This window comes from Pseudomonas sp. MEJ086, assembly GCF_030209025.1.
Classification (GTDB): Bacteria; Pseudomonadota; Gammaproteobacteria; order Pseudomonadales; family Pseudomonadaceae; genus Aquipseudomonas; species Aquipseudomonas fulva_A.
The window spans coordinates 54,344-72,823 of the sequence record NZ_JARVSV010000004.1 but is presented as its reverse complement, the minus strand read 5'-3'; the positions used below and the strand labels follow the sequence as shown (position 1 = coordinate 72,823).

Sequence of the window (18,480 nt, the reverse complement as noted above, 5' to 3'; positions counted from 1 at the left end):
CCTCATCTTCCCTGGCGCAAGCCATCGCGCCACCAGCGCCCCAGCCACGAACCTGCCGGGGAGGGCGCCGCCTGCGGTTGTCCATGCAGGCGCGGCAGTTCATCCAGCGCGACCCACAGCTCACCCTGCCACGCCAGCAGATTGACCTGCCCGTTGCCCCAGGCCATCAGGCAACGTGATGGCTCATGCGTCTCGGCCGCGTCGCTGTCGCGCAAGGCAGGCAGCGCCACGTGGCTGAGCCAGCGTCGCAGGTGACGGTTCTCCGGGTGCGAGAAGCGGCACAGCGCCCGGTACATCCCCGACTCACTGAGCACCTCCACGGCCTCCAGCTGCCCGTTGGGCAACTGCAGATGCACCCTGCGCAGCTGGTCGGCATCCATCAACCGACAGACCCGCTCCGGGCGCCGATGCCCCAGCAAACGCGCGAACTCCACTGCGCAGACCCAAGGCTGCCGATCGATCATCACCCCGCGCAGCGGTTGGCGATGGCGCATCAGCACCAGGGGAGTAAAGGCTTCATCCATAAGGCCTCCTGAATACAGTTTCGAACGTTAATAGCGTGTGGTAGTACTGTCTGGATCGCAGCGCTCTGCATCCAGATAGTCTCGCAATGAACAGTATACGCTGTAGCAGTATACTGCGCGTAATGGCTCGATTGGCTACTCATCATTAACTGGGTAGTGGATCGGTGGAGCTGAAAAAGGCATTCGGCGCGGCGTTGAAGCACGCGCGAGCGGTTCAAAAAAAGACGCAGGAAGATTTTGCTGTCGTCAGTAGTCGTACGTACCTGAGCGCTCTGGAGCGCGGGATGTACAGTCCCAGCATGGATAAGCTAGATACGCTGGCCTCAGTGTTGGAACTGCATCCGGTCACATTGGTGGCGTCGAGTTACCTGAACGCGGAGCCTGAGATGGGGGTTGATGTGTTACTGGAGAGGTTGAAGGAGGAGCTCATGGTGCTCCATGGTCCTGGTAAGTGATCCATGTGTTCTGCGAGGGCGTTAGCTCCAAACCTTTGTCTGTTCTCACTGAACATGCCTTGCTGAGATGAGATCCTTGCGCATCGGATTGGCGCTCGGCCAGGTGCATCGGTATAATCCGCCGGCCTCTGAGGGCCTATAGCTCAGTTGGTTAGAGCAGAGGACTCATAATCCTTTGGTCCACGGTTCGAGTCCGTGTGGGCCCACCACCTTCAAAGCCGCGCACTGCGCGGCTTTTTCATGCCTGGTCGAAAAACAGCTAGACCAGTCCTATAGGCCAAAGGTACGAATTCAGTACAGCGATATCGAAAGTGCTTTCAGAGCGTATTAGTGGGAAGGGGGGCGCTACTTCGGTTCTTTTCAAGATGCTCCCGATCCCACAGCCCAAAGCCAGTACCAACAGTCATATCACGAAGTCTTTCGTAGATATCGGCTTCATTGCCGAGAACGCTGGTGGCTACCAGCTCACAGAGAAAGGACAAACTGCGTACGACGCCGCCAAATCGGGTTTCTGCTACACCAATGGCTATCAGATTGGTGACAGCAAGGTCATTGGTGAAGAAGCTGCAAACGACCTACCTCCAGCCCTTTCCTGAGCCTGGTATGTCAGCTTCAACGTCGCCCCAAGCAATGTCGATGAATGGGTCAAGAACCCTGACCAGGCGCGCTCATCAAGCCAAACAGCATGGCTTGATGATTAGACAATGAGCCGTATGGCCTGCATTATCAGCTCATATGATGAGCCGAATAGATTCGCTAATCGGCTCACAGGCGAGTAATGCACATGAACGCCCCTTTCTGGATCTGGCAGCAGTCCGAGTGGCCTCACTTCACCTGGCAGGCTGAACAACTCGCTCCCTTGCTGCGCACCTGCGTTCATGCACAGGGGCGTCTGCTCGGCATGTTGGGTGCAGTAGGAAGTGATACAGCGGTTCAGAGCAGTCTGGATGCCATGCTGCAAAATATCGTCACGTCGTCCGCAATCGAAGGCGAGCAACTGAACGTAGGGTCGGTGCGCTCCTCCTTGGCAAGGCGCTTGGGTTTGAGTGAGGATGGTCGCACGACACCCCGTTCGGAAGGGTTGGCAGAGCTGTTGATCGATGCCACACAGGGATGTCAGCCATCGTTGGATCTGCCGCGCCTTCTCAACTGGCATCGCTGGCTGTTTCCTGTCGATGAGAGCCTATCGGTTCGCCCCCTACACATTGGTGAACTGCGTGGTCAGGAGCCGATGCAAGTCGTTTCTGGCCGGCTTGATCGACCAACCGTTCATTTCGAAGCACCGCCAAGGGATGGGCTGGACCAACAGCTAACAGATTTCCTCACCTGGTTCGAAAACAGCCGCAGTGATGCAGCCCTAGATCCATTGCTCCGAGCCGGCATGGCACATTTCTGGTTCGTCACCTTGCACCCGTTCGATGATGGTAACGGTAGGCTCACGCGGGCGATTACCGATATGGCATTGGCCCAAAGCGAGCAACAGGCCATCCGCTTCTACGCCATGTCAGCGAGCATCCTGGACGACCGCGCAGGTTACTACCGCGTCCTCGAGGCCAGCCAGAAAGGTGGGCTGGATATCACCGATTGGCTGCACTGGTTCCTGACCACGCTGCTGAAAAGTCTGGAGCAGGCCTTGGCGCGTATCGACAGAGTGCTGGCCAAAGCACGCTTCTGGCAGGCGCATCGTGGCCAGCCTCTGTCGACAGAACAAATCAAGGTGCTTAATCGGCTGCTCGACGGTGGCGAGCGTGGCTTTGAGGACGGCATCAGTGCAGCTCAGTACCAGGCTGTTGCTAAGGTTTCCAAAGCCACAGCAACACGGCATTTGAGCAACCTACTTGATAAGGGCTGTATTGTCCGTCTACCTGGCGGTGGGCGTAGCACTCGCTATAAGGTCGGAGTGGGCTGAATATCAATCAAAGTGCAATTAAGCTAAATTTCTGTAATATCCTGATGGCGAAAAATATTCGAGAGACTGAAAGTTAGAATTCATATTCTCATCGCTAGGGCCTGGTGAAGGTTGAGCTGTTTTATCCCATGAATGCTTCAGGTCGCCTTGATCAGATCACTATGAGATAACGAGACTTTTAGTAGTTAGTTTATTCGCCACATAAGCCGAAGTAAATAAAAGGAGAAAATACAAAAATGATATCAAGGAAAAGCTGCAATTGCGGGGCGGGGCAGAATACGATCCAGTTTCAGAAAATAACCATAAATAGATCGGATCTAAAGCTATATATCAGGGAATATGAGGATGCCCGGAAGGCGAAACAGTCATGGCACTTTCCTTTAACTGTATTCGTTTCACTTGTAATCGCAGTAACGACAACCACATTTCAGCCAAACATTACCATTCCTATAACAGGTTATACCGTGAGTATTCCAGACGGTATGAGTCTTGTGTTGTGGTTCTCTACATTGCTTGTAATGTTATGGGCTCTGAGTAGTTTGTTAAGCTCATCAAGGATAAAAAACCCGCACGAAGACCTTCTGAACAAAATTAACTTTTCAATACTCAATAGGCCTGACCGTACGTCAGTATTTATTATAAAGAGAGAATCATCCGGGCAAGTAGAACTACTTGTTGAGAAGAAAGAATCTTGGGGATGTTATTTTTTGCCTTATGTGAAGCAAACGGTGCTAACCGAATACACTAAGAGTGAAAAAAGCGGGACCACAAAATCTTTAGGCGACAAGCTCGGAGTGAAAGCTGAAAGTGTTGATATTGATTTGCTGCAAGCGTTTAACTTTAAATCCGAGAAGTTTGACCCTCCACAAAAAGTCGTGAAAGAATACCACTTTGAAGTTTTTCACGTAAAAATCAAAGGAGGAGAATTGCAAGGTAATGAAATCAAAGTGGGCGACAGAATGTATTGTTGGAAAACTCTAAATGAATTAGAGCAGGATGATGACACCAAAAGGAATAACAAAGACATAATTAGGCACTTGAGGGAGAACTACAACGATCTAATACTGAAAGTCAGCGCATACAATGGCTAAAAAAGAGCTTGATATAATCTGGAATGTTACTCTTGTGTGTCCGTGGGACTGCGAGTTTTGTTGCACTGATGCAGTTCATGTGTCATCACAACATAGCAATATAATTGTAAGAGAGAGCTCTCTACATGAAATATCGATTGTAGGAACGGTCGCTAGAGAGAAATTTGAAGAGAAGTATCCAGGTATCAAACCTAGCAAATTTGATCTGGCATTAATTAGCAGGCAAATGGAAGGGAAAGAGCCAATTTATGAGGAAAAAATTAAGATTATAGAGAATTTAAAAGGTAACAAAGTAAAAATTGATTTTGCCGGTGGAGATCCTCTAGCGTGCCATGAAAATTACCTAGTAATCAAAGAAGCTTCCAAGGTATTTGGAAAAGACGCCATATCCATAACGTCTACAGGTGTATTCGTAAAAAAATATGGCGTGAAACACATATCCGAGATAATAGGAGAGTACGAGTTTACTTATGATGAACCTGCAGGATTGAGCCAAGAGGCGCGACCAGCTGGATACAATAATGTGAATATTAAAATTGCTGCGGAATTCGCGAAACACGGAGTGCGAACTAAAGCTCAAGTCCCAATACATCTGGGCAATGCAGAGATAGAAAAAATAAATAGGATATACAGTGATTTATGTGACATGAGCATTAATGAGCTTCTGTTGATGCGGACGTTTCCTGTTGGCCGGGGCCAGAAGTACCTGCAAGCACACAAATTGAATAAACTTCAGTTAATGGGAGCCATTCAGCATTTCAAGAAAATCGAAGACAGGAGTAAAACAAATATTCGACTTCAATGTGCCTTGAAGCATACCTACGAAGACCTCTCGAAAAAAGAAAACCCTTGTGACTTAATGCATGAGTCATATGGAATAAACTTTAGAGGAGACTTATTGCTAAGTGCATGGGCCAATAATGAGAAAGGCCTGCCGATAAGTGACGACTTTGTACTAGGAAATCTTTGCAGTCAAAGCTTCAAGGAAATCTCAAACTCTGAAAAATTTCGCAGGTACGAAAAAAGGTTGGATGAAAATTTTGGTCATTGCAAAGTATTTGCATATTTGGCTACAGAAAGTAAATCTGAAGATGCGTTATTTCAAAAAAGAGACCCTCTGTATGCCGAAGATGAGTGCTTTAACTAAGAAAGAACAGGAAAGCTAAAGCACTCTATAAGGCTCGTTTAACGGGCGATGAAACATTAAATGTACATGTCGCGCGTTATATGAAATCAGCTAGACATGCACATATTGTGCAGCAAGTGGCTGGGGGCTTGCTGGGTGATATTGCTGCTAGCTGAATTTCGCATGCCCTTTGGTTGCCAAGCGCAGATACTCTGAGTCTACAATCCCTATTCTCATCCAAACATTAGCCAGGGCAGCTACCTCGCTAGCTGCGCGGCTATAGCGAATTTCGCCCAGCCATTCGAACTGTATAGGCGCGGGGCCAGAAGAAGAGAACTCATAGCGAACAGCGCCATCTTTCTCGACGCGTTGAGCTCGTACCCTTTCAGTCTCTGCATCAGGACTAAACCCAAAAGTTTTCACGCTGGGGTACTTCTTATCAAAAAAAACGCCAATACTTACATCGTTATCTTCAATTATTACAGAGTTGTAAGGCGTGTCACTAATGTAGCCCTCAAGAAAAACGAATGGCCGATCCTGCAGCAATCGAAGAGCATCGCAGGCAGGCGTGAAACACATCAAATACTTTGTGACCTCACCATCATTCATTTTTAAAACGGTGCCAGTGGTTAAAGAAGGAAGCCAGTCCGGATTCATCGACTTTGTACTAGAACCGTATGCTTCTCTTCGAAAGGATACAAGTCTAGAGAACTTGTTTTCTGAGGCCTTTGACAGTTCAGGACTTCCAGCAAGGCTTTCAGAAATTCGTTTTCGATAAAATTCAGGGAGCGGTATTTCATTATTTGCACCATCAAAAAAGCTACGATCTTCAATGCCGTTGATTAGGAGTGCATTAATTAAATCTCTTGTTAGCTGCACTTTTGTTTTGTTTGCAGTGTAGTTAGTGTATTTTATTTTTTCCGAGTTCGCATCAAGCCACAGAGTAATAGCCTTTTTATCCAGATAGTCATCCGCAATACGATCTAATCCCAGTGCATTGTCACATTCAGCTACTAGAAGCTCACGCATTAGCTCTGCGACATCTCCAGGAGGATTGGTTATTAGCCTGTTAGAGATATATGCAGAATCCAGAGATGACTCAAATCTAGTAAGCATATGATGAGTGTTTTTTCTAATTGCACCTACTGCAGCTAATGCGAATGTAGGGATCAGGCCATCTGCTAGGCATGAAAATAGGCTAATTAGCTTTTCTGGCAGCTGTTCAGGAGTAATTTCTCGCTTGTTTATTAAGACCACTAGCGTATTGTCCGCTTGTGCGCAGTAGCTGATTTCTGGGGTGTCAACAAGCTCTATTCCCCCTTTCTTAAAATGCTCCTTAACATCTATGAATATCCCTGTTTCAGGCGCCTGTCCAGTATAGACACAGACGAGGCGAAGGCGACCACTTTCGGATTGGTCTGACTTAGCTATTTCCTCAAGTACCTGGAGAGTCAGTGAAGAATCTTTATCTTTCAAATACCAGTCTATAACGACAAGGTCAGATACTTTCGCAGCATTGAGAATACGTGTTATTTTCGCTTGATCATTGGAATCTTGATCATCCGGCAATACGAATGCACAGGCAATTCCCACGCCTGCAAATTCATCCGATATTTTCCTTACATCTAAATGATGAGCACTAGGAAGGGACTCATTAGCGATTGGTTCATCCATGACCTCTGCTTCTTCATCGAACCATGGCTCTGTAACCTCATGGCTTGAGCTGGCTGCAGTAGTGGTGTTGACCACATATGGCATATTATCTATAACCACTGCTGTTTTTAAGAAGCTTTTAACTGCACTACTGATATGATTACGCCAAGCGGCAGTAGCGTCTAACGTTGATTCCATCGTGCTCACGACGACTTCTCCTGATCTTCCTTGGAATAAATTCTAAATTGCGGAGAGGCATCCGCTCCTGATACTGAAAGGTCAATATCTAACCCTTCACGTCGCAGAGTTTGCCGTGCGATAGATAACCCCATACCTCTACCACCAGGCTTTCTAGTTTCGCCAAAGTCAAAAATTCGATCTTTGATTCTTTCCTCTATCCCTGGGCCAGTATTAGATATAAGAAACCCAGAGCCATCAGAGTCTAGGGTAATGCGTTTGTCGTCTACGGCTCGGCTATTCAACCAAAATATCGCATTATCGATGACATTTATGAATGCACCCAGGACTGCAGATGACTTGCACCGAATTGTTTGGCTACGAAAGCCTAATGTTGCCTCAAGGTGGATTTCAGAAGACTCTAGTCGATCTTTGAAAACGCCACGAATAACATCGAGTATTTCCCCGCCGGATACATCTATAGTGGGGCGGTGCATTCTTCGGCCTAACGGATCTAATACTTTTAAATAACCTTCAAGGTGATCGATATGAGTGCGGAGCTTTTGGTAAATATTGTTAAGCTTTGGATTTTTATCTGCCCAAGGTTTTAACTCAGACATCGAACTTCGTATGCCTTGAGATGCTCCCTCAAATTCATGCTGTAAAATTCCAACAGACATTCCCATTTGAGCGAAGTCAGAGTAGAACTCAATCTGTTCTTCCAGTACTTGGTTGCGTGTTTCTAGTGCAGCGAAGCGATCATCGAGTGTCTCCCGATTTCTTACGCCCTCTGTCAGCTCGATCATCTGTCGTTTGAACGAGTCAAGAAGCTCATGCTCACGGGCACGAATGATTTCAATTCCACTCTCGGCTTCATGTTGAACTCGATCAAGGTCTTCAGGATTTTCTGCTGAGCGCCGTGTAAACTCTTCGACCAGTTCTTCTATGTTTACCCTAAGCTGAGAGAACTCTTCCTGCAGGACATCCTTCATGGCCATCTGCATGAGCTCGGCCGCTTCAGCTGTCTCTCTACGCCTTATTGCTAAGTTGCGAACCACATCGTCTCGCTCACGCTGAATGTCCTGAAGCGCAAATAATCGTCTTTCAGAGTCTGCAACGCGCCCACTGATTGCTTCTCTGAAAACTTCATCAGACTTTAGACGCAGCGGAGCAATAATTCTTTCTTTTACTTGGCCGGAAATGACCTCGTAAGACGCCCAGTCCTTTTTTAAATTATTAGTTAAAGCGAGTCCGCGCGGTAGTGTCAGGTTTAGAGTCTTAGATAATGACTTTATACGCTGTTTGATATCCAATTCTAAAAGTCGAATTTTTGATGCAAAGTCCCCCAAATCCAATTGCATACAGAAAAATTCAATTCTATCCTCCAGATATGCTAAGATCTCTTCGGACTGAGCCTCGAAGGCCCCTTGATTGTACAAAGTAAAGAATTCTTTAAAAGAATCCTGTAGCTCTTTACGTCTTCCCGCTGCTTTTTCCTGCTGTTTCTTAAGTAGGGCAGCCTGGGTTGAGAAGTGTACTTTACCTTCCCAGTAATCTTCTCCTTGCGGTGACGTTTGTCTAAAAAACTCATATGCAAGTTGTTTGAAAAAATTTACAAGAATCGAACGAAAGTCTCGATAGGCTAAATTTTCTCTAAAGCCTTCTCGTCCAGCTTTCTCTGTAAGAGATCCATTTTCAACATGGCTTATTGCAACATAGCCAAAGCCACGACGATAAGAGAAGAACCAGTCTTTTGCGGCATAAGTTCTCCGCTTTTCGATGTCTAGCCAGTCAACATCTGAGTTCCCATAAGGAAGAACCCTTATCTCGTCCCTATAAATATATAGACCGCCAATCTTCTCTGTTTTTCCTGTCATCTGAGTCCAGTCTTCAGGGGAAAGACTGGTTTCTGAAGCGCGTCCTTGAACATAGCCGTAGCGAAATGAGAAGGGCCCGCACCGTGGCGTCCTGCCTTTACCTTCTGCCCAGTTACAGACGAAAGGCCTAGACTTCCCATAGATAGTGACCGTTCCAACAAACTGACCGAATTCGTCAAATTCACCTTCAAAATACTGGTCAGTTTTTGAGAAATCACTATTTGAGAAAAAGCTGCTCTGTCCAATCCTAGGAGTTACTTCGTTTAAAGCATGGTCTCTGAACTCAGTTTTTATTATCGGGGTTATCCCCGACATGCCATTAGAAAAGCCTAGGAGATTTCTCTCTAGTTTAGATGACTCTTTATCTGATCCGCTGTCAATGTCATCGTCAAGTTCAGGGGCAACAGGTAGTAAAATGAAATGTGTACCACAGCCACCATCCTTAAGGCTGAGTGAGTTTTCTATGTTGCTATTCAAGGCTTTGTCTAGGTTGTCTGGCCCGATTAGTCGAACTTGCTCCAGCTCTTCATTTAGCCGCTTAAATGAATCGGGGGCTATTTCGCTCTTGAGGCTAGTAAGATTTGATGATACTCGATCAGCTAGAGATGAAATATCATCTTTGCTCGGGATAGCGCCTCCCGAGAACTCCTGAATAGCAACGTCAATTTGACTAATATCTAAACCAGGCTGTTCAAAAAGTCCCCAGTGAACTAACGCTACCACTAAGTCATGAGTTCCGTCGGGCCGACTAGCTCTAGTCATTAGCAGTGTTATCGGCGCTATCACGGCAATAGCTAATCGCCCAATACCTTTTTCACCCATAATTGAGCGTTTAGGTAGGTTTTTGGGGCCGCGCCACTCATTTTCATCGAGAATTTTATTCGCGTTCACCCGAGACTCGGTGCCTAGCGTTAACCAGCGACTTTCGACATCATGCCGCGTCATTCCGTATCCGTCGTCGCGAAGAACGAGAACACGACTTTTTCGGAAATAATCGACCTCGACTCTTTCCGCATAAGCATCATGTGCATTCTTGAACAGCTCGTGGATTGCGGTGGGGATACCTGCAATTTGCTGACGACCGAGCATGTCAACGGCCCTAGCTCTTACCCTGAGCTTTGTCATGAAGACTCCAACATTTTTGGGAGTTACTAGTTCTTCTGCTAAGAAGGTATGGAGCCGGGGCATATATGAAGTCCCCGGGCGGGGTCACCAAGGGTTACAATGATTACTCACTGCTTCCCCTTTAGTTTTCACCTATTTTGATCGTACGTTGATCGGCGCGGCATGCCAAAGGATTGGCCGACAAAGCTGCTACAGCCCTTTGCATTGATCAAGTGTATATCGTGCAGGCACGCTCTTAAATATGAGCAGTAGCCAGCAGAGCTTGAGAAACATCCCGAGGTTGAGCTGACTCTGCATGCTTGTGGCTCCTATCTCGATCTTGAATTATGTCTGTTAATGAGGGTGGAGGCTTTCTTCGTTTGAGGTCTGAAGCGCAGCTATAAGGCTGGAGGCGATAGTGCGCATCATCTCAGGTGGTACTGCATTCCCAATTTGGGTAGCGACTTGACCCGCATTGCCATGAAAAATATAGCTATCAGGAAACGACTGAAGCCGTGCTGCCTCGCGAAGAGTGATAGCTCGATTCTGCTCTGGATGGGCATACCGTCCCCGGGTGATATCCGTACAGCCAGTGGTTAGCGTAGGGGCGACGTCTTCCCATGCCATTCGGCCATACGTATCAGAAAAAGAGCTTTTCTTGGCGTTCTGATGACAGGCTAATTGTAGGCGTTTTGGTAGCGACTCTCGCCCCCCCCCATTGTGGGGAATGTTTTTAAGACGTTCTATGTTTAGCGGGGAGTGCTGTCGTGCGTAATGAAGGGGATCTTTGCCTGCTGACAAGCGTCCCACGGGCGGTTCAGGTAAATCGCTAATCATCTGACTGACTGACTTCTTGCTACGACGTGCAATGGCTGTAGCCTTTTCAAGCGAAACACCTTTAGCGGCAACAAGAATCATACGAGTGCGCCGTTGAGCAACGCCTAGTTCAGAGGCGTCAACGCGCATGGGGTTTGCCACATCGTATCCCTGAGAGCTACGCAACCACGTATTGAAACCATCGAAGATATCGGTGGAGGCTAAACCTGGAACGTTTTCTAAAAAAACCAGCGAAGGACTGAATCGTTCGATGAATTTTTTTGACTGCTCTACTAAATTGTTCCTAGCATCACTTTTGCTTTTGTGCCGATTTTGGCTGCTGAACGGCTGGCAAGGCGCGCATACCACGAGGAGATCGAGTTTGCTTGGAATGAGGTCAGAGAGCTCGTCAGGATCAACTGTACGAATATCCCTCTCAATCAGACGAACCTCTGGATGGTTGGCCCTATAGGTACGGCATGCACCTGCATCAAGATCTACAGCCCCAACGACATTGAAACCTGCCTGCTTAAGCCCCAGAGAGACTGCTCCAGATCCACAAAATAGATCTAAAGCAATTGGCTTTTTAGGAGGCTGGGCCATGAGCATTTCCACAACGAGTAGATGAGTGTCCTACACCCTAATCGTGACGGGTAACGAGAACAAATTTGATGGCCATACTAGGTGCAAGCGCCTTTCGAGTCTAGGGTCTGTTCCCGTTTCAGCGCGAGCCGCGTTGCAACGAGAAATGGCCTCCGGCTAGGCGCAGGACATGGACTAGCCGTCCGCGTCGTCCCTTACCAATTCCTGCAACGACAGCGTAGGTCATCTCCCGCGCAACCTAGGCAGCCCCATCCACATGGCCGTGCCATTTTTTGAGCGATGCGGCGTTACTAGATGGCTCATTTGGCCCGCCAAACCTTGCATCTTGTGCCTTGCCTTGCGCAAAAACTATTGGTGAGAAACGAGCGCCTTCTCCGGGTTGGGTGTCCACATACTGTCCACGTTTGGCGTAATTAGCGCGGCGTTCGGTGAGGTCCGTGCTGTTGCCTCAAGATCGCGATGGCCTGCCGTACTTTCTCTTCAGCTTGGTCACGATAAGGTTGAGAAGGCGGCTGCCATGCCGGAAAGGCTCGTGCTGGACCACTGATGCGCTATTCCCCTTTCACCGCGGTTTAGGCGGGAGCGTCCATTGGTTTGGTCCGTTCACGAGGTGCGTGAATGGATTTTTCTCTTTGCTGAGAACCCTGAATATCTCTCTCTCGGCTTCTGCAGATGGCCCTTCTGGCGTGTCCCAGAGCCGCTTTTTTGCCAGACGCTCGTCTCATTTCCGAGCAAATTGCGCTGGCTCATTAGTGCTTTATCGCCAAATCTGCCCCTGCTCAGGATCTTTTCAAAGCATCCGGGGGTCTATGTCGCTTGGCTGGCATCTGCAGGGAGCGATAGGCCAGCCCAATCCGGCGCAGACTGAGAACCAGATCGTGGCGCCTCCATGGATATGACCGTAGTCTCAGCTCATGATGAAAATATCCTTATGATCGATCGTTCCCCGCAAGACCGCATCATCGTGGCCGATGATCACCCGGTCTTTCGCGAAGGCCTTAGCCGTATCGCGCAACGCGTTTTTCCCCATGCCTGCATTCTCGAAGCCGGTGACATGGACGAGGTGCTCGACCTGGCCACTGCCGGCGCGCCACCTAGCCTGTTCATGCTCGATCTGCTGTTCCCGGGGCAGTCGCCGCAGGCCATTGGCGCCTTGCGCCAGCGCTTTCAGCGCAGCTCCATCGTGATCGTGTCGATGGTCGACAACCGAGAGCTGATCGACGAGGTGATGGCGGCGGGTGCCGATGGTTTCATCGGCAAGGCGACACCGCCCGATGAAATTGCCGATGGGCTGCTGGCGGTGTGCGCGGGAGATTTCGTGCTCAGCCTGGGCCCCGCCGGGGTGCCGGCCTTTACCGAGGGCAGGCAACTGCTGGAGCAACTGACGCCGCGCCAGCAGGACGTGCTGCGGCTGGTGGTGCGCGGCCTGTCGAACAAGGAGATCGCCCGCGAGCTGGACATCTCTCCCTTCACCGTGCGCATTCATGTCTCGTCGTTGCTGCGCACGATGGATGTCAGCAGCCGTGCAGCGGCAGCCGCCAAGGCCGCACAGGCCGGGCTGCGCTGATCGTCAGGCAGCCTGCGTTTTGAGCTTCAGCGCCACCAGTAGCGAGCGCAGCTCGGCGGGCTGTACCGGCTTGGAGAGGATCGGGATATCGTCGTCGCCCAACTGTTCCTGAACGCGGCGCACGTCGTGGCCGGTCATGATGATCGCCGGTACGTTGCGCCCGCTGAGGGCGCGCACGTGGGCGATGCAATCGGCTCCGGAGGCCTCGCGGCCAAGGTCGAAGTCGGTGACCACCAGATCGAAGTCCGGCGACACGTTCGGTAGCGAGGTGAAGGTGGCCACTTCGCAGCCCCACTTCTTCAGCAGGGTGGCGGTGGCCAGCAGCACGTTCTGATCATCCTCGATCAGGCACACCCGCAGCCCATCCAGCATACGCGGTGCCTGGCTGACGCCCGGTGCCGGAGAGGTGCGTTCGACCGGGGCCGCTACCCGTTGCAGGCCGTCGATGGCCGCGAGGGTGCCGCGGCCCTCCACGGAGCGGATACGGATGCGCAGGTCCATCAGCGTAGCCAGCCGCCTGACGATGGTCAGCCCCAGGCCCATGCCTTCGACATCACTGTCGCGGGCCTGACGCACCCGGTAGAACTCTTCGAAGATGTTATCGAGGTGCGCTTCGGCGATGCCTCGGCCCTTGTCGTAGAGCTCGATCGACAGGCCCGTGCCTTTGCGTCGGCAGGCGATCAGCACCGGTTGCCCAGGGGCGTACTTCAGCGCGTTGGAGAGCAGGTTCTGCAGCATGGTGGTCAGCAGACCATGATCGGCGCGCACGTATAAGGGAGGGCAGTGCAGGCGAATATCGACCCCGGCCCAACGAGCGGCCTCGGTGTTCTGCTGGACCAGGTGCTGCAGCAACTTGTGCAGTGGCAGAACCTCCATCTGGGCAACCACCTTGCCGCTGTCCAGCGAGTAGATATCGAGAATCGAGCGGAACAGGCGGGCAACGCTGTGCAGCGATTTGTCGATGTTCTCGACCAGCCGCTGTTGTTCGGCGCCCAAGCGGCTGTCGCGCAAACACGCGGTAAACAGGCTGATGGAATGAATGGGCTGGCGCAGGTCGTGGCTGGCCTGTGCCAGGAACTGCGACTTGGCCAGGTTGGCGGCCTGCTCGGCTTCCGTTGCCAGGCGCGAGCGCTTGAGCAGCGTGTGTATGTAAGCGGGCACCATCAGGGTGGTGAGCAGCAGGGTGATGATCAGATAAGGTTGCGACTGCCAGTAGGCCGAAGTGCTCGCGATGATTAGCAGCGAGAGTGTCGCCATGATGGTCGCCAGCAGCAGGTAGCCCGACCTGTAACGCAACCCATAGCCGACGGTTATCCAGAGTAGCGCTGCGTAGATCGGCAGCATGAGCGCGCCACCCGTGGCAATGGCCAGCGTGATGGCGCAGTAGTCGATGAGCATGGTCAGCACTCGTCGCACTGGTCGGTTGCCGGGGCGGCGACAGATATCGAACCAGAGCGTCAGGGCGGCGACACAGAACACCGCTTCGAGTGGGAAGATCTTCCAGGCCAGCGCTTCCCCGATTATGGATTGCTGGAAAAGCACCAGTGTGTAACCGATGGCGATAGGCGTGATGATCAAGCGCACCGCCGCCTGTGCACGCTCTGTATCGTATGTGGGAGAGCCGGTCGCGAACATGGGAGTTCTCTAGAAGCCATGTGGTTCTGGTACCCGCACACCATGGTCCGCGGGCATTTATTTACAGGCGCGATACAGCAGTGAACGCGCACAGCACCTTTCGCACCCTGGTACTCGCTGGGCCTCGCTACCCGCCCGGTTGCCGCATCCAAGGCGGCGCAGGCTGGGTTGCGCTCATCGTCAGGCTGCTTGCGATCCGAGTTTCAGCGCCACCAGCAGCGAGCGCAGTTCGGCGGGCTGCACGGGCTTGGACAGGATCGGAATGTTCTCGTCGCCCAGTTGCTCGTGCACGCGGCGCACGTCGTGGCCGGTCATGATGATGGCCGGTACGTTGCGGCCGCTGACTGCGCGCACATGGTTGATGCAGTCAGCCCCGGAGGCTTCACGGCCGAGATCGAAGTCGGTGACCACCAGATCGAAGTCCGTCGACACGTCGGGTAGCGACGTGAAGGTGGCGACGTCACAGCCCCACTTCGTCAGCAGGGTGGCGGTGGCCAATAGTACGTTCTGATCATCCTCGATGAGGCACACCCGCAGCCCATCCAGCATGCGCGGCGCCAGGCTGTTGCTCCGTGCCGTGGCGATGCGTTCGAGCGGTGCCGCTACCGTCTGTAGGCCGTCGATTGCCGCGAGTGTGCCTCGGCCTTCAACGGAGTGAATGCGAATGCGCAGATCCATCAGCGTACCCAGCCGCCTGACGATGGTCAGCCCCAGCCCCATTCCGTCGACATCGCTGTCGCGCGCCTGACGCACGCGGTAGAACTCTTCGAAGATGTTCTCGAGATGCGCTTCGGCGATGCCGCGACCTTTGTCGTACAGCTCGATGGACAGGCCCGTGCTTGTGCGCCGGCAGCCGATCAGGACGGGTTGCCCGGGGGCGTACTTCAAGGCGTTGGAGAGCAGGTTCTGCAGCATGGTGGTGAGCAGGGCATGATCGGTACGCACGTAGACTGGCGGGCAGTGCAGGCGAATATCGACCCCGGCCCAGCGAGCCGCTTCGGTATTCTGCTGGATCAGTTGCTGCAGCAGGGTGTGCAGCGGCAGGGTTTCCATCTGCGGATCCACCTTGCCGCTGTCCAGCGAATACATGTCGAGAATCGAGCGGAACAGGCGCGAGACGCTGTGCAGCGATTTGTCGATGTTCTCCACCAGGCGCTGTTGTTCGGTGCCCAAGCTGCTGTCGCGCAAACACGCGGTAAACAGGCTGATGGAGTGGATGGGCTGGCGCAGGTCGTGGCTGGCCTGTGCCAGAAACTGCGACTTGGCCAGGTTGGCGGCCTGCTCGGCCTCAGCGGCGCGGCGCGAGCGCTTGAGCAGGGTGTGTATGTAGGCTGGCACCATCAGGGTGGTGAGCAGCAGGGTGAAGATCAGATAAGGCTGCGACTGCCAGTAGGCCGAAGTGCTCGCGATGATTAGCAGCGAGAGCGTGGCCATGATGGTCGCCAGCAGCAGGTAGCCCGACTGGTAACGCAGGCCGTAGCCGACGGTCACCCAGAGCAGGACGGCATAGATCGGCAGCATGGCTGCGCCACCTGCGGTAATGACCAGCGTGATGGTGGTGTAGTCGATGATCATGGTCAGCACTCGCCGTACCGGCCGGTTGCCGGGGCGGCGGCGGATGTCGAGCCAGAGCGCCAGCGCGGCGGCACAGTAAGTCACTTCGTAGAGGAAGATATTCCAGGCCACCTCCGCCTCGATCATGGAAAACTGGTAGAGGGCCAGCGCATAACTGATGGCGATTGGCGAGATGATCAGACGCACCACCGCCTGAGCACGCTCGGCGTCGTACGCACGGGGCGCGGTCACGGACATGTAAGTTTCCTACGAGCTATTTGATTCGGATACTCGCACACCATAGGCCGCGGGCAATCGCAGGCGCAAGACAACAATAAGGGGACAAAGTGCCTCTAGCACACCCGTACTATTTCGCCGCCACTATACCCTTCCTAAAATCCCGGGCATCGCTTCGACACTGTGTCGCAGGCAGGTCATCGAGGAAGAAAGTCACATGAGCATCAAAGGAACGCTAGGAGCTCTGCTCGTCGCACCGATGCTGGTTACCCTTGCTGGGTGCCTGCCGCAGAACACGCAAAGCCAGGGCCTGCACAGCTCGCAGGTGGCCGGTGGCGGCGCACCGTGCACGCCGAGCACCTCCGACAACCTGATCTCCACTGGCCGCAGCCTGCTGAGCATCGCCAACTCCGTGCTGGAAACCCAGCAGAGCTTCCAGGGTGACTCGACCACCTACGCCCAGCGCATGCAGGCTGCCGAGAAGGCGCAGAAGGTCAACCAGGGTAATGACGTGCTCAACAACGTCGAAAGCATGACCGCCGGCCTCGGTGCCAGCGCGCCGTGTACGGCCACCGCTACTGCCGCACCGGCCGCTGCATCGCGTTGATCACGCCTGGGGCATGAGTGCCCCGTCAGCCTGTTCGGGAGCCCGAGCAGGTTCGCCACCGAAGAAGCCGCGCACTGCGCGGCTTCTTCGTGTGTGGCGTGTGCTTTCGGCGGTGAGGTGGCAGGCATCCTGGGGCTCTTGTTTTTCACCGGCATGAAAAAGCCCGGCATCGGCCGGGCTCCTTCGTTTGCAGCGCTGCCGCTTACTTGCCGTAAACCGGCAGTTTGGCGCAGATGGCTTTGACCTTCTCGCGAACGGCGTCGATCACCGCTTCGTTGTTCAGGTCGGCCAGGATGTCGCAGATCCAGCCAGCCAGTTCCTTGCACTCGGCTTCCTTGAAGCCGCGAGTGGTGACTGCCGGGGTGCCGAAGCGCAGGCCGGAGGTCACGAACGGGGAGCGTGGGTCGTTCGGCACCGAGTTCTTGTTGACGGTGATGAAGGCTTTGCCCAGTGCAGCGTCAGCGTCCTTGCCGGAGATTTCCTGCTTGATCAGCGAGAGCAGGAACAGGTGGTTTTCGGTGCCGCCGGAAACGACGTCGAAGCCACGCTCGATGAACACGCCGGCCATGGCCTGGGCGTTCTTCACGACCTGCTGCTGGTAGGTCTTGAACTCAGGCTGCAGCGCTTCCTTGAAGCAGATCGCCTTGGCAGCGATGACGTGCTCCAGCGGGCCGCCCTGGGCGCCCGGGAATACCGCGGAGTTGAGCTTCTTCTCGATGTCGGCGTTGGCCTTGGCGAGGATCAGGCCGCCACGCGGGCCGCGCAGGGTCTTGTGGGTGGTAGTGGTCACCACGTCGGCGAACGGCACCGGGTTCGGGTACACGCCAGCAGCGACCAGGCCGGCCACGTGGGCCATGTCGACGAACAGGTAGGCACCTACCTTGTCGGCGATGGCGCGGAAGCGCGGGAAGTCCAGAACCTGGGAGTAGGCGGAGAAGCCGGCGACGATCATCTTCGGCTTGTGCTCGACGGCCAGACGCTCGACTTCGTCGTAGTCGATCAGGCCGTTGCCGTCGATGCCGTACTGCACGGCGTTGTACAGCTTGCCCGACGAGGAAACGCTGGCGCCGTGGGTCAGGTGACCGCCGTGGGCCAGGCTCATGCCGAGGATGGTGTCACCGGCGCTCAGCAGTGCCAGGTAGACGGCGGCGTTGGCCTGGGAGCCGGCGTGCGGCTGCACGTTGGCGTAATCGGCGCCGAACAGTTCCTTGGCGCGGTCGATGGCCAGTTGCTCGACCACGTCGACGTACTCGCAACCACCGTAGTAGCGCTTGCCCGGGTAGCCTTCGGCGTACTTGTTGGTCAGCACCGAGCCCTGGGCTTCCATGACTGCCGGGCTGGTGTAGTTTTCCGAGGCGATCAGCTCGATGTGCTCTTCCTGGCGCAGAGCTTCTTGCTGCATGGCTTCGAAGAGCTCGGCGTCGTACTTGGCAATGGTCAAATCACGGCTGAACATGGCAATCCCCTGAAAGTCAGCTGGGCGGATGAAATAGGGTGCGGATTCTAACGCATCCGAGCTGGCCAGGCATATGAAGCGTGATCATG

The 18,480-nt window shown here is 53.1% G+C and carries 14 protein-coding genes and 1 tRNA gene; 8 read left to right on the top strand and 7 right to left on the bottom strand.

The annotated features are described in order from the left end of the window. Positions 1 to 2: 2 nt before the first annotated feature. Positions 3 to 524 (bottom strand): BRO-N domain-containing protein, encoded by a 522-nt coding sequence (locus QRN22_RS02150; protein ID WP_052493821.1) that lies wholly within the window; start codon positions 522 to 524, stop codon positions 3 to 5. A gap of 164 nt (positions 525 to 688) precedes the next feature. Here QRN22_RS02150 and QRN22_RS02145 point away from each other — a divergent pair, with 164 nt between their 5' ends. The 6 genes from QRN22_RS02145 (at position 689) to QRN22_RS02120 (ending at position 5,126) form a co-directional block, all read left to right on the top strand. Continuing rightward, complete coding sequence (locus tag QRN22_RS02145) at positions 689 to 979, top strand: helix-turn-helix domain-containing protein (protein ID WP_042554743.1); 291 nt, start codon at positions 689 to 691, stop codon at positions 977 to 979. A 132-nt stretch (positions 980 to 1,111) separates the two neighbouring features. Beyond that, positions 1,112 to 1,188: transfer RNA gene (locus tag QRN22_RS02140), tRNA-Ile, on the top strand. Positions 1,189 to 1,344: 156 nt separating this feature from the next. Beyond that, entirely contained in the window at positions 1,345 to 1,575 is a 231-nt protein-coding gene (locus QRN22_RS02135; RefSeq protein ID WP_052493822.1) for a hypothetical protein, read from the top strand. Positions 1,576 to 1,763: 188 nt separating this feature from the next. After that, positions 1,764 to 2,888 (top strand): Fic family protein, encoded by a 1,125-nt coding sequence (locus QRN22_RS02130; protein WP_042554979.1) that lies wholly within the window; start codon positions 1,764 to 1,766, stop codon positions 2,886 to 2,888. 464 nt (positions 2,889 to 3,352) lie between these two features. Continuing rightward, on the top strand, positions 3,353 to 3,979 hold the full coding sequence (locus tag QRN22_RS02125) for a hypothetical protein (protein ID WP_156152731.1): 627 nt from the start codon (positions 3,353 to 3,355) through the stop codon (positions 3,977 to 3,979). Next, entirely contained in the window at positions 3,972 to 5,126 is a 1,155-nt protein-coding gene (locus QRN22_RS02120) for an SPASM domain-containing protein (RefSeq protein WP_156152732.1), read from the top strand. The genes QRN22_RS02125 and QRN22_RS02120 overlap by 8 nt, the downstream gene beginning before the upstream one ends. 147 nt (positions 5,127 to 5,273) lie before the next feature. Here the strand turns inward: QRN22_RS02120 and QRN22_RS02115 are convergent, their stop codons facing one another. The 3 genes from QRN22_RS02115 to QRN22_RS02105 all read right to left on the bottom strand — a co-directional run bounded on the left by QRN22_RS02115 (position 5,274) and on the right by QRN22_RS02105 (position 11,335). After that, positions 5,274 to 6,956, bottom strand: coding sequence for a response regulator receiver domain (locus QRN22_RS02115; protein ID WP_042554980.1), 1,683 nt, complete (start codon positions 6,954 to 6,956; stop codon positions 5,274 to 5,276). Between the two features lie 5 nt (positions 6,957 to 6,961). Next, positions 6,962 to 9,937 carry an ATP-binding protein gene (locus QRN22_RS02110; protein ID WP_042554745.1) on the bottom strand — a complete coding sequence of 992 codons (2,976 nt, stop codon included), beginning with the start codon at positions 9,935 to 9,937 and terminating at the stop codon, positions 6,962 to 6,964. Between the two features lie 333 nt (positions 9,938 to 10,270). Next, positions 10,271 to 11,335 (bottom strand): DNA cytosine methyltransferase, encoded by a 1,065-nt coding sequence (locus QRN22_RS02105; RefSeq protein ID WP_042554746.1) that lies wholly within the window; start codon positions 11,333 to 11,335, stop codon positions 10,271 to 10,273. A 931-nt stretch (positions 11,336 to 12,266) separates the two neighbouring features. On the opposite strand from QRN22_RS02105, the gene QRN22_RS02100 reads away from it, so the two are divergent. Then, complete coding sequence (locus QRN22_RS02100; RefSeq protein WP_042554747.1) at positions 12,267 to 12,902, top strand: LuxR C-terminal-related transcriptional regulator; 636 nt, start codon at positions 12,267 to 12,269, stop codon at positions 12,900 to 12,902. Between the two features lie 3 nt (positions 12,903 to 12,905). Here QRN22_RS02100 and QRN22_RS02095 read toward each other — a convergent pair whose 3' ends face one another. Further along, the gene (locus QRN22_RS02095) at positions 12,906 to 14,537 is read right to left on the bottom strand and encodes a hybrid sensor histidine kinase/response regulator (protein ID WP_042554748.1); all 1,632 of its coding nucleotides are present in this window, start codon (positions 14,535 to 14,537) and stop codon (positions 12,906 to 12,908) included. A gap of 180 nt (positions 14,538 to 14,717) precedes the next feature. After that, positions 14,718 to 16,349, bottom strand: coding sequence for a hybrid sensor histidine kinase/response regulator (locus QRN22_RS02090; RefSeq protein WP_042554749.1), 1,632 nt, complete (start codon positions 16,347 to 16,349; stop codon positions 14,718 to 14,720). A gap of 196 nt (positions 16,350 to 16,545) precedes the next feature. On the opposite strand from QRN22_RS02090, the gene QRN22_RS02085 reads away from it, so the two are divergent. After that, complete coding sequence (locus QRN22_RS02085; RefSeq protein WP_042554750.1) at positions 16,546 to 16,935, top strand: hypothetical protein; 390 nt, start codon at positions 16,546 to 16,548, stop codon at positions 16,933 to 16,935. Positions 16,936 to 17,137: 202 nt separating this feature from the next. Here the strand turns inward: QRN22_RS02085 and glyA are convergent, their stop codons facing one another. Further along, entirely contained in the window at positions 17,138 to 18,391 is a 1,254-nt protein-coding gene (gene glyA / locus QRN22_RS02080) for a serine hydroxymethyltransferase (RefSeq protein ID WP_042554751.1), read from the bottom strand. Positions 18,392 to 18,480: the final 89 nt, after the last annotated feature.

Bases quoted from the DNA above. Each gene is read 5' to 3' on its own strand.
- QRN22_RS02085 (WP_042554750.1), top strand. From the start codon at position 16,546: ATGAGCATCAAAGGAACGCTAGGAGCTCTGCTCGTCGCACCGATGCTG.
- QRN22_RS02150 (WP_052493821.1), bottom strand. From the start codon at position 524: ATGGATGAAGCCTTTACTCCCCTGGTGCTGATGCGCCATCGCCAACCG.
- QRN22_RS02130 (WP_042554979.1), top strand. From the start codon at position 1,764: ATGAACGCCCCTTTCTGGATCTGGCAGCAGTCCGAGTGGCCTCACTTC.
- QRN22_RS02120 (WP_156152732.1), top strand. From the start codon at position 3,972: ATGGCTAAAAAAGAGCTTGATATAATCTGGAATGTTACTCTTGTGTGT.
- QRN22_RS02105 (WP_042554746.1), bottom strand. From the start codon at position 11,335: ATGGCCCAGCCTCCTAAAAAGCCAATTGCTTTAGATCTATTTTGTGGA.
- QRN22_RS02100 (WP_042554747.1), top strand. From the start codon at position 12,267: ATGATCGATCGTTCCCCGCAAGACCGCATCATCGTGGCCGATGATCAC.
- QRN22_RS02095 (WP_042554748.1), bottom strand. From the start codon at position 14,537: ATGTTCGCGACCGGCTCTCCCACATACGATACAGAGCGTGCACAGGCG.
- QRN22_RS02110 (WP_042554745.1), bottom strand. From the start codon at position 9,937: ATGACAAAGCTCAGGGTAAGAGCTAGGGCCGTTGACATGCTCGGTCGT.
- QRN22_RS02115 (WP_042554980.1), bottom strand. From the start codon at position 6,956: ATGGAATCAACGTTAGACGCTACTGCCGCTTGGCGTAATCATATCAGT.
- QRN22_RS02090 (WP_042554749.1), bottom strand. From the start codon at position 16,349: ATGTCCGTGACCGCGCCCCGTGCGTACGACGCCGAGCGTGCTCAGGCG.
- glyA (WP_042554751.1), bottom strand. From the start codon at position 18,391: ATGTTCAGCCGTGATTTGACCATTGCCAAGTACGACGCCGAGCTCTTC.
- QRN22_RS02135 (WP_052493822.1), top strand. From the start codon at position 1,345: ATGCTCCCGATCCCACAGCCCAAAGCCAGTACCAACAGTCATATCACG.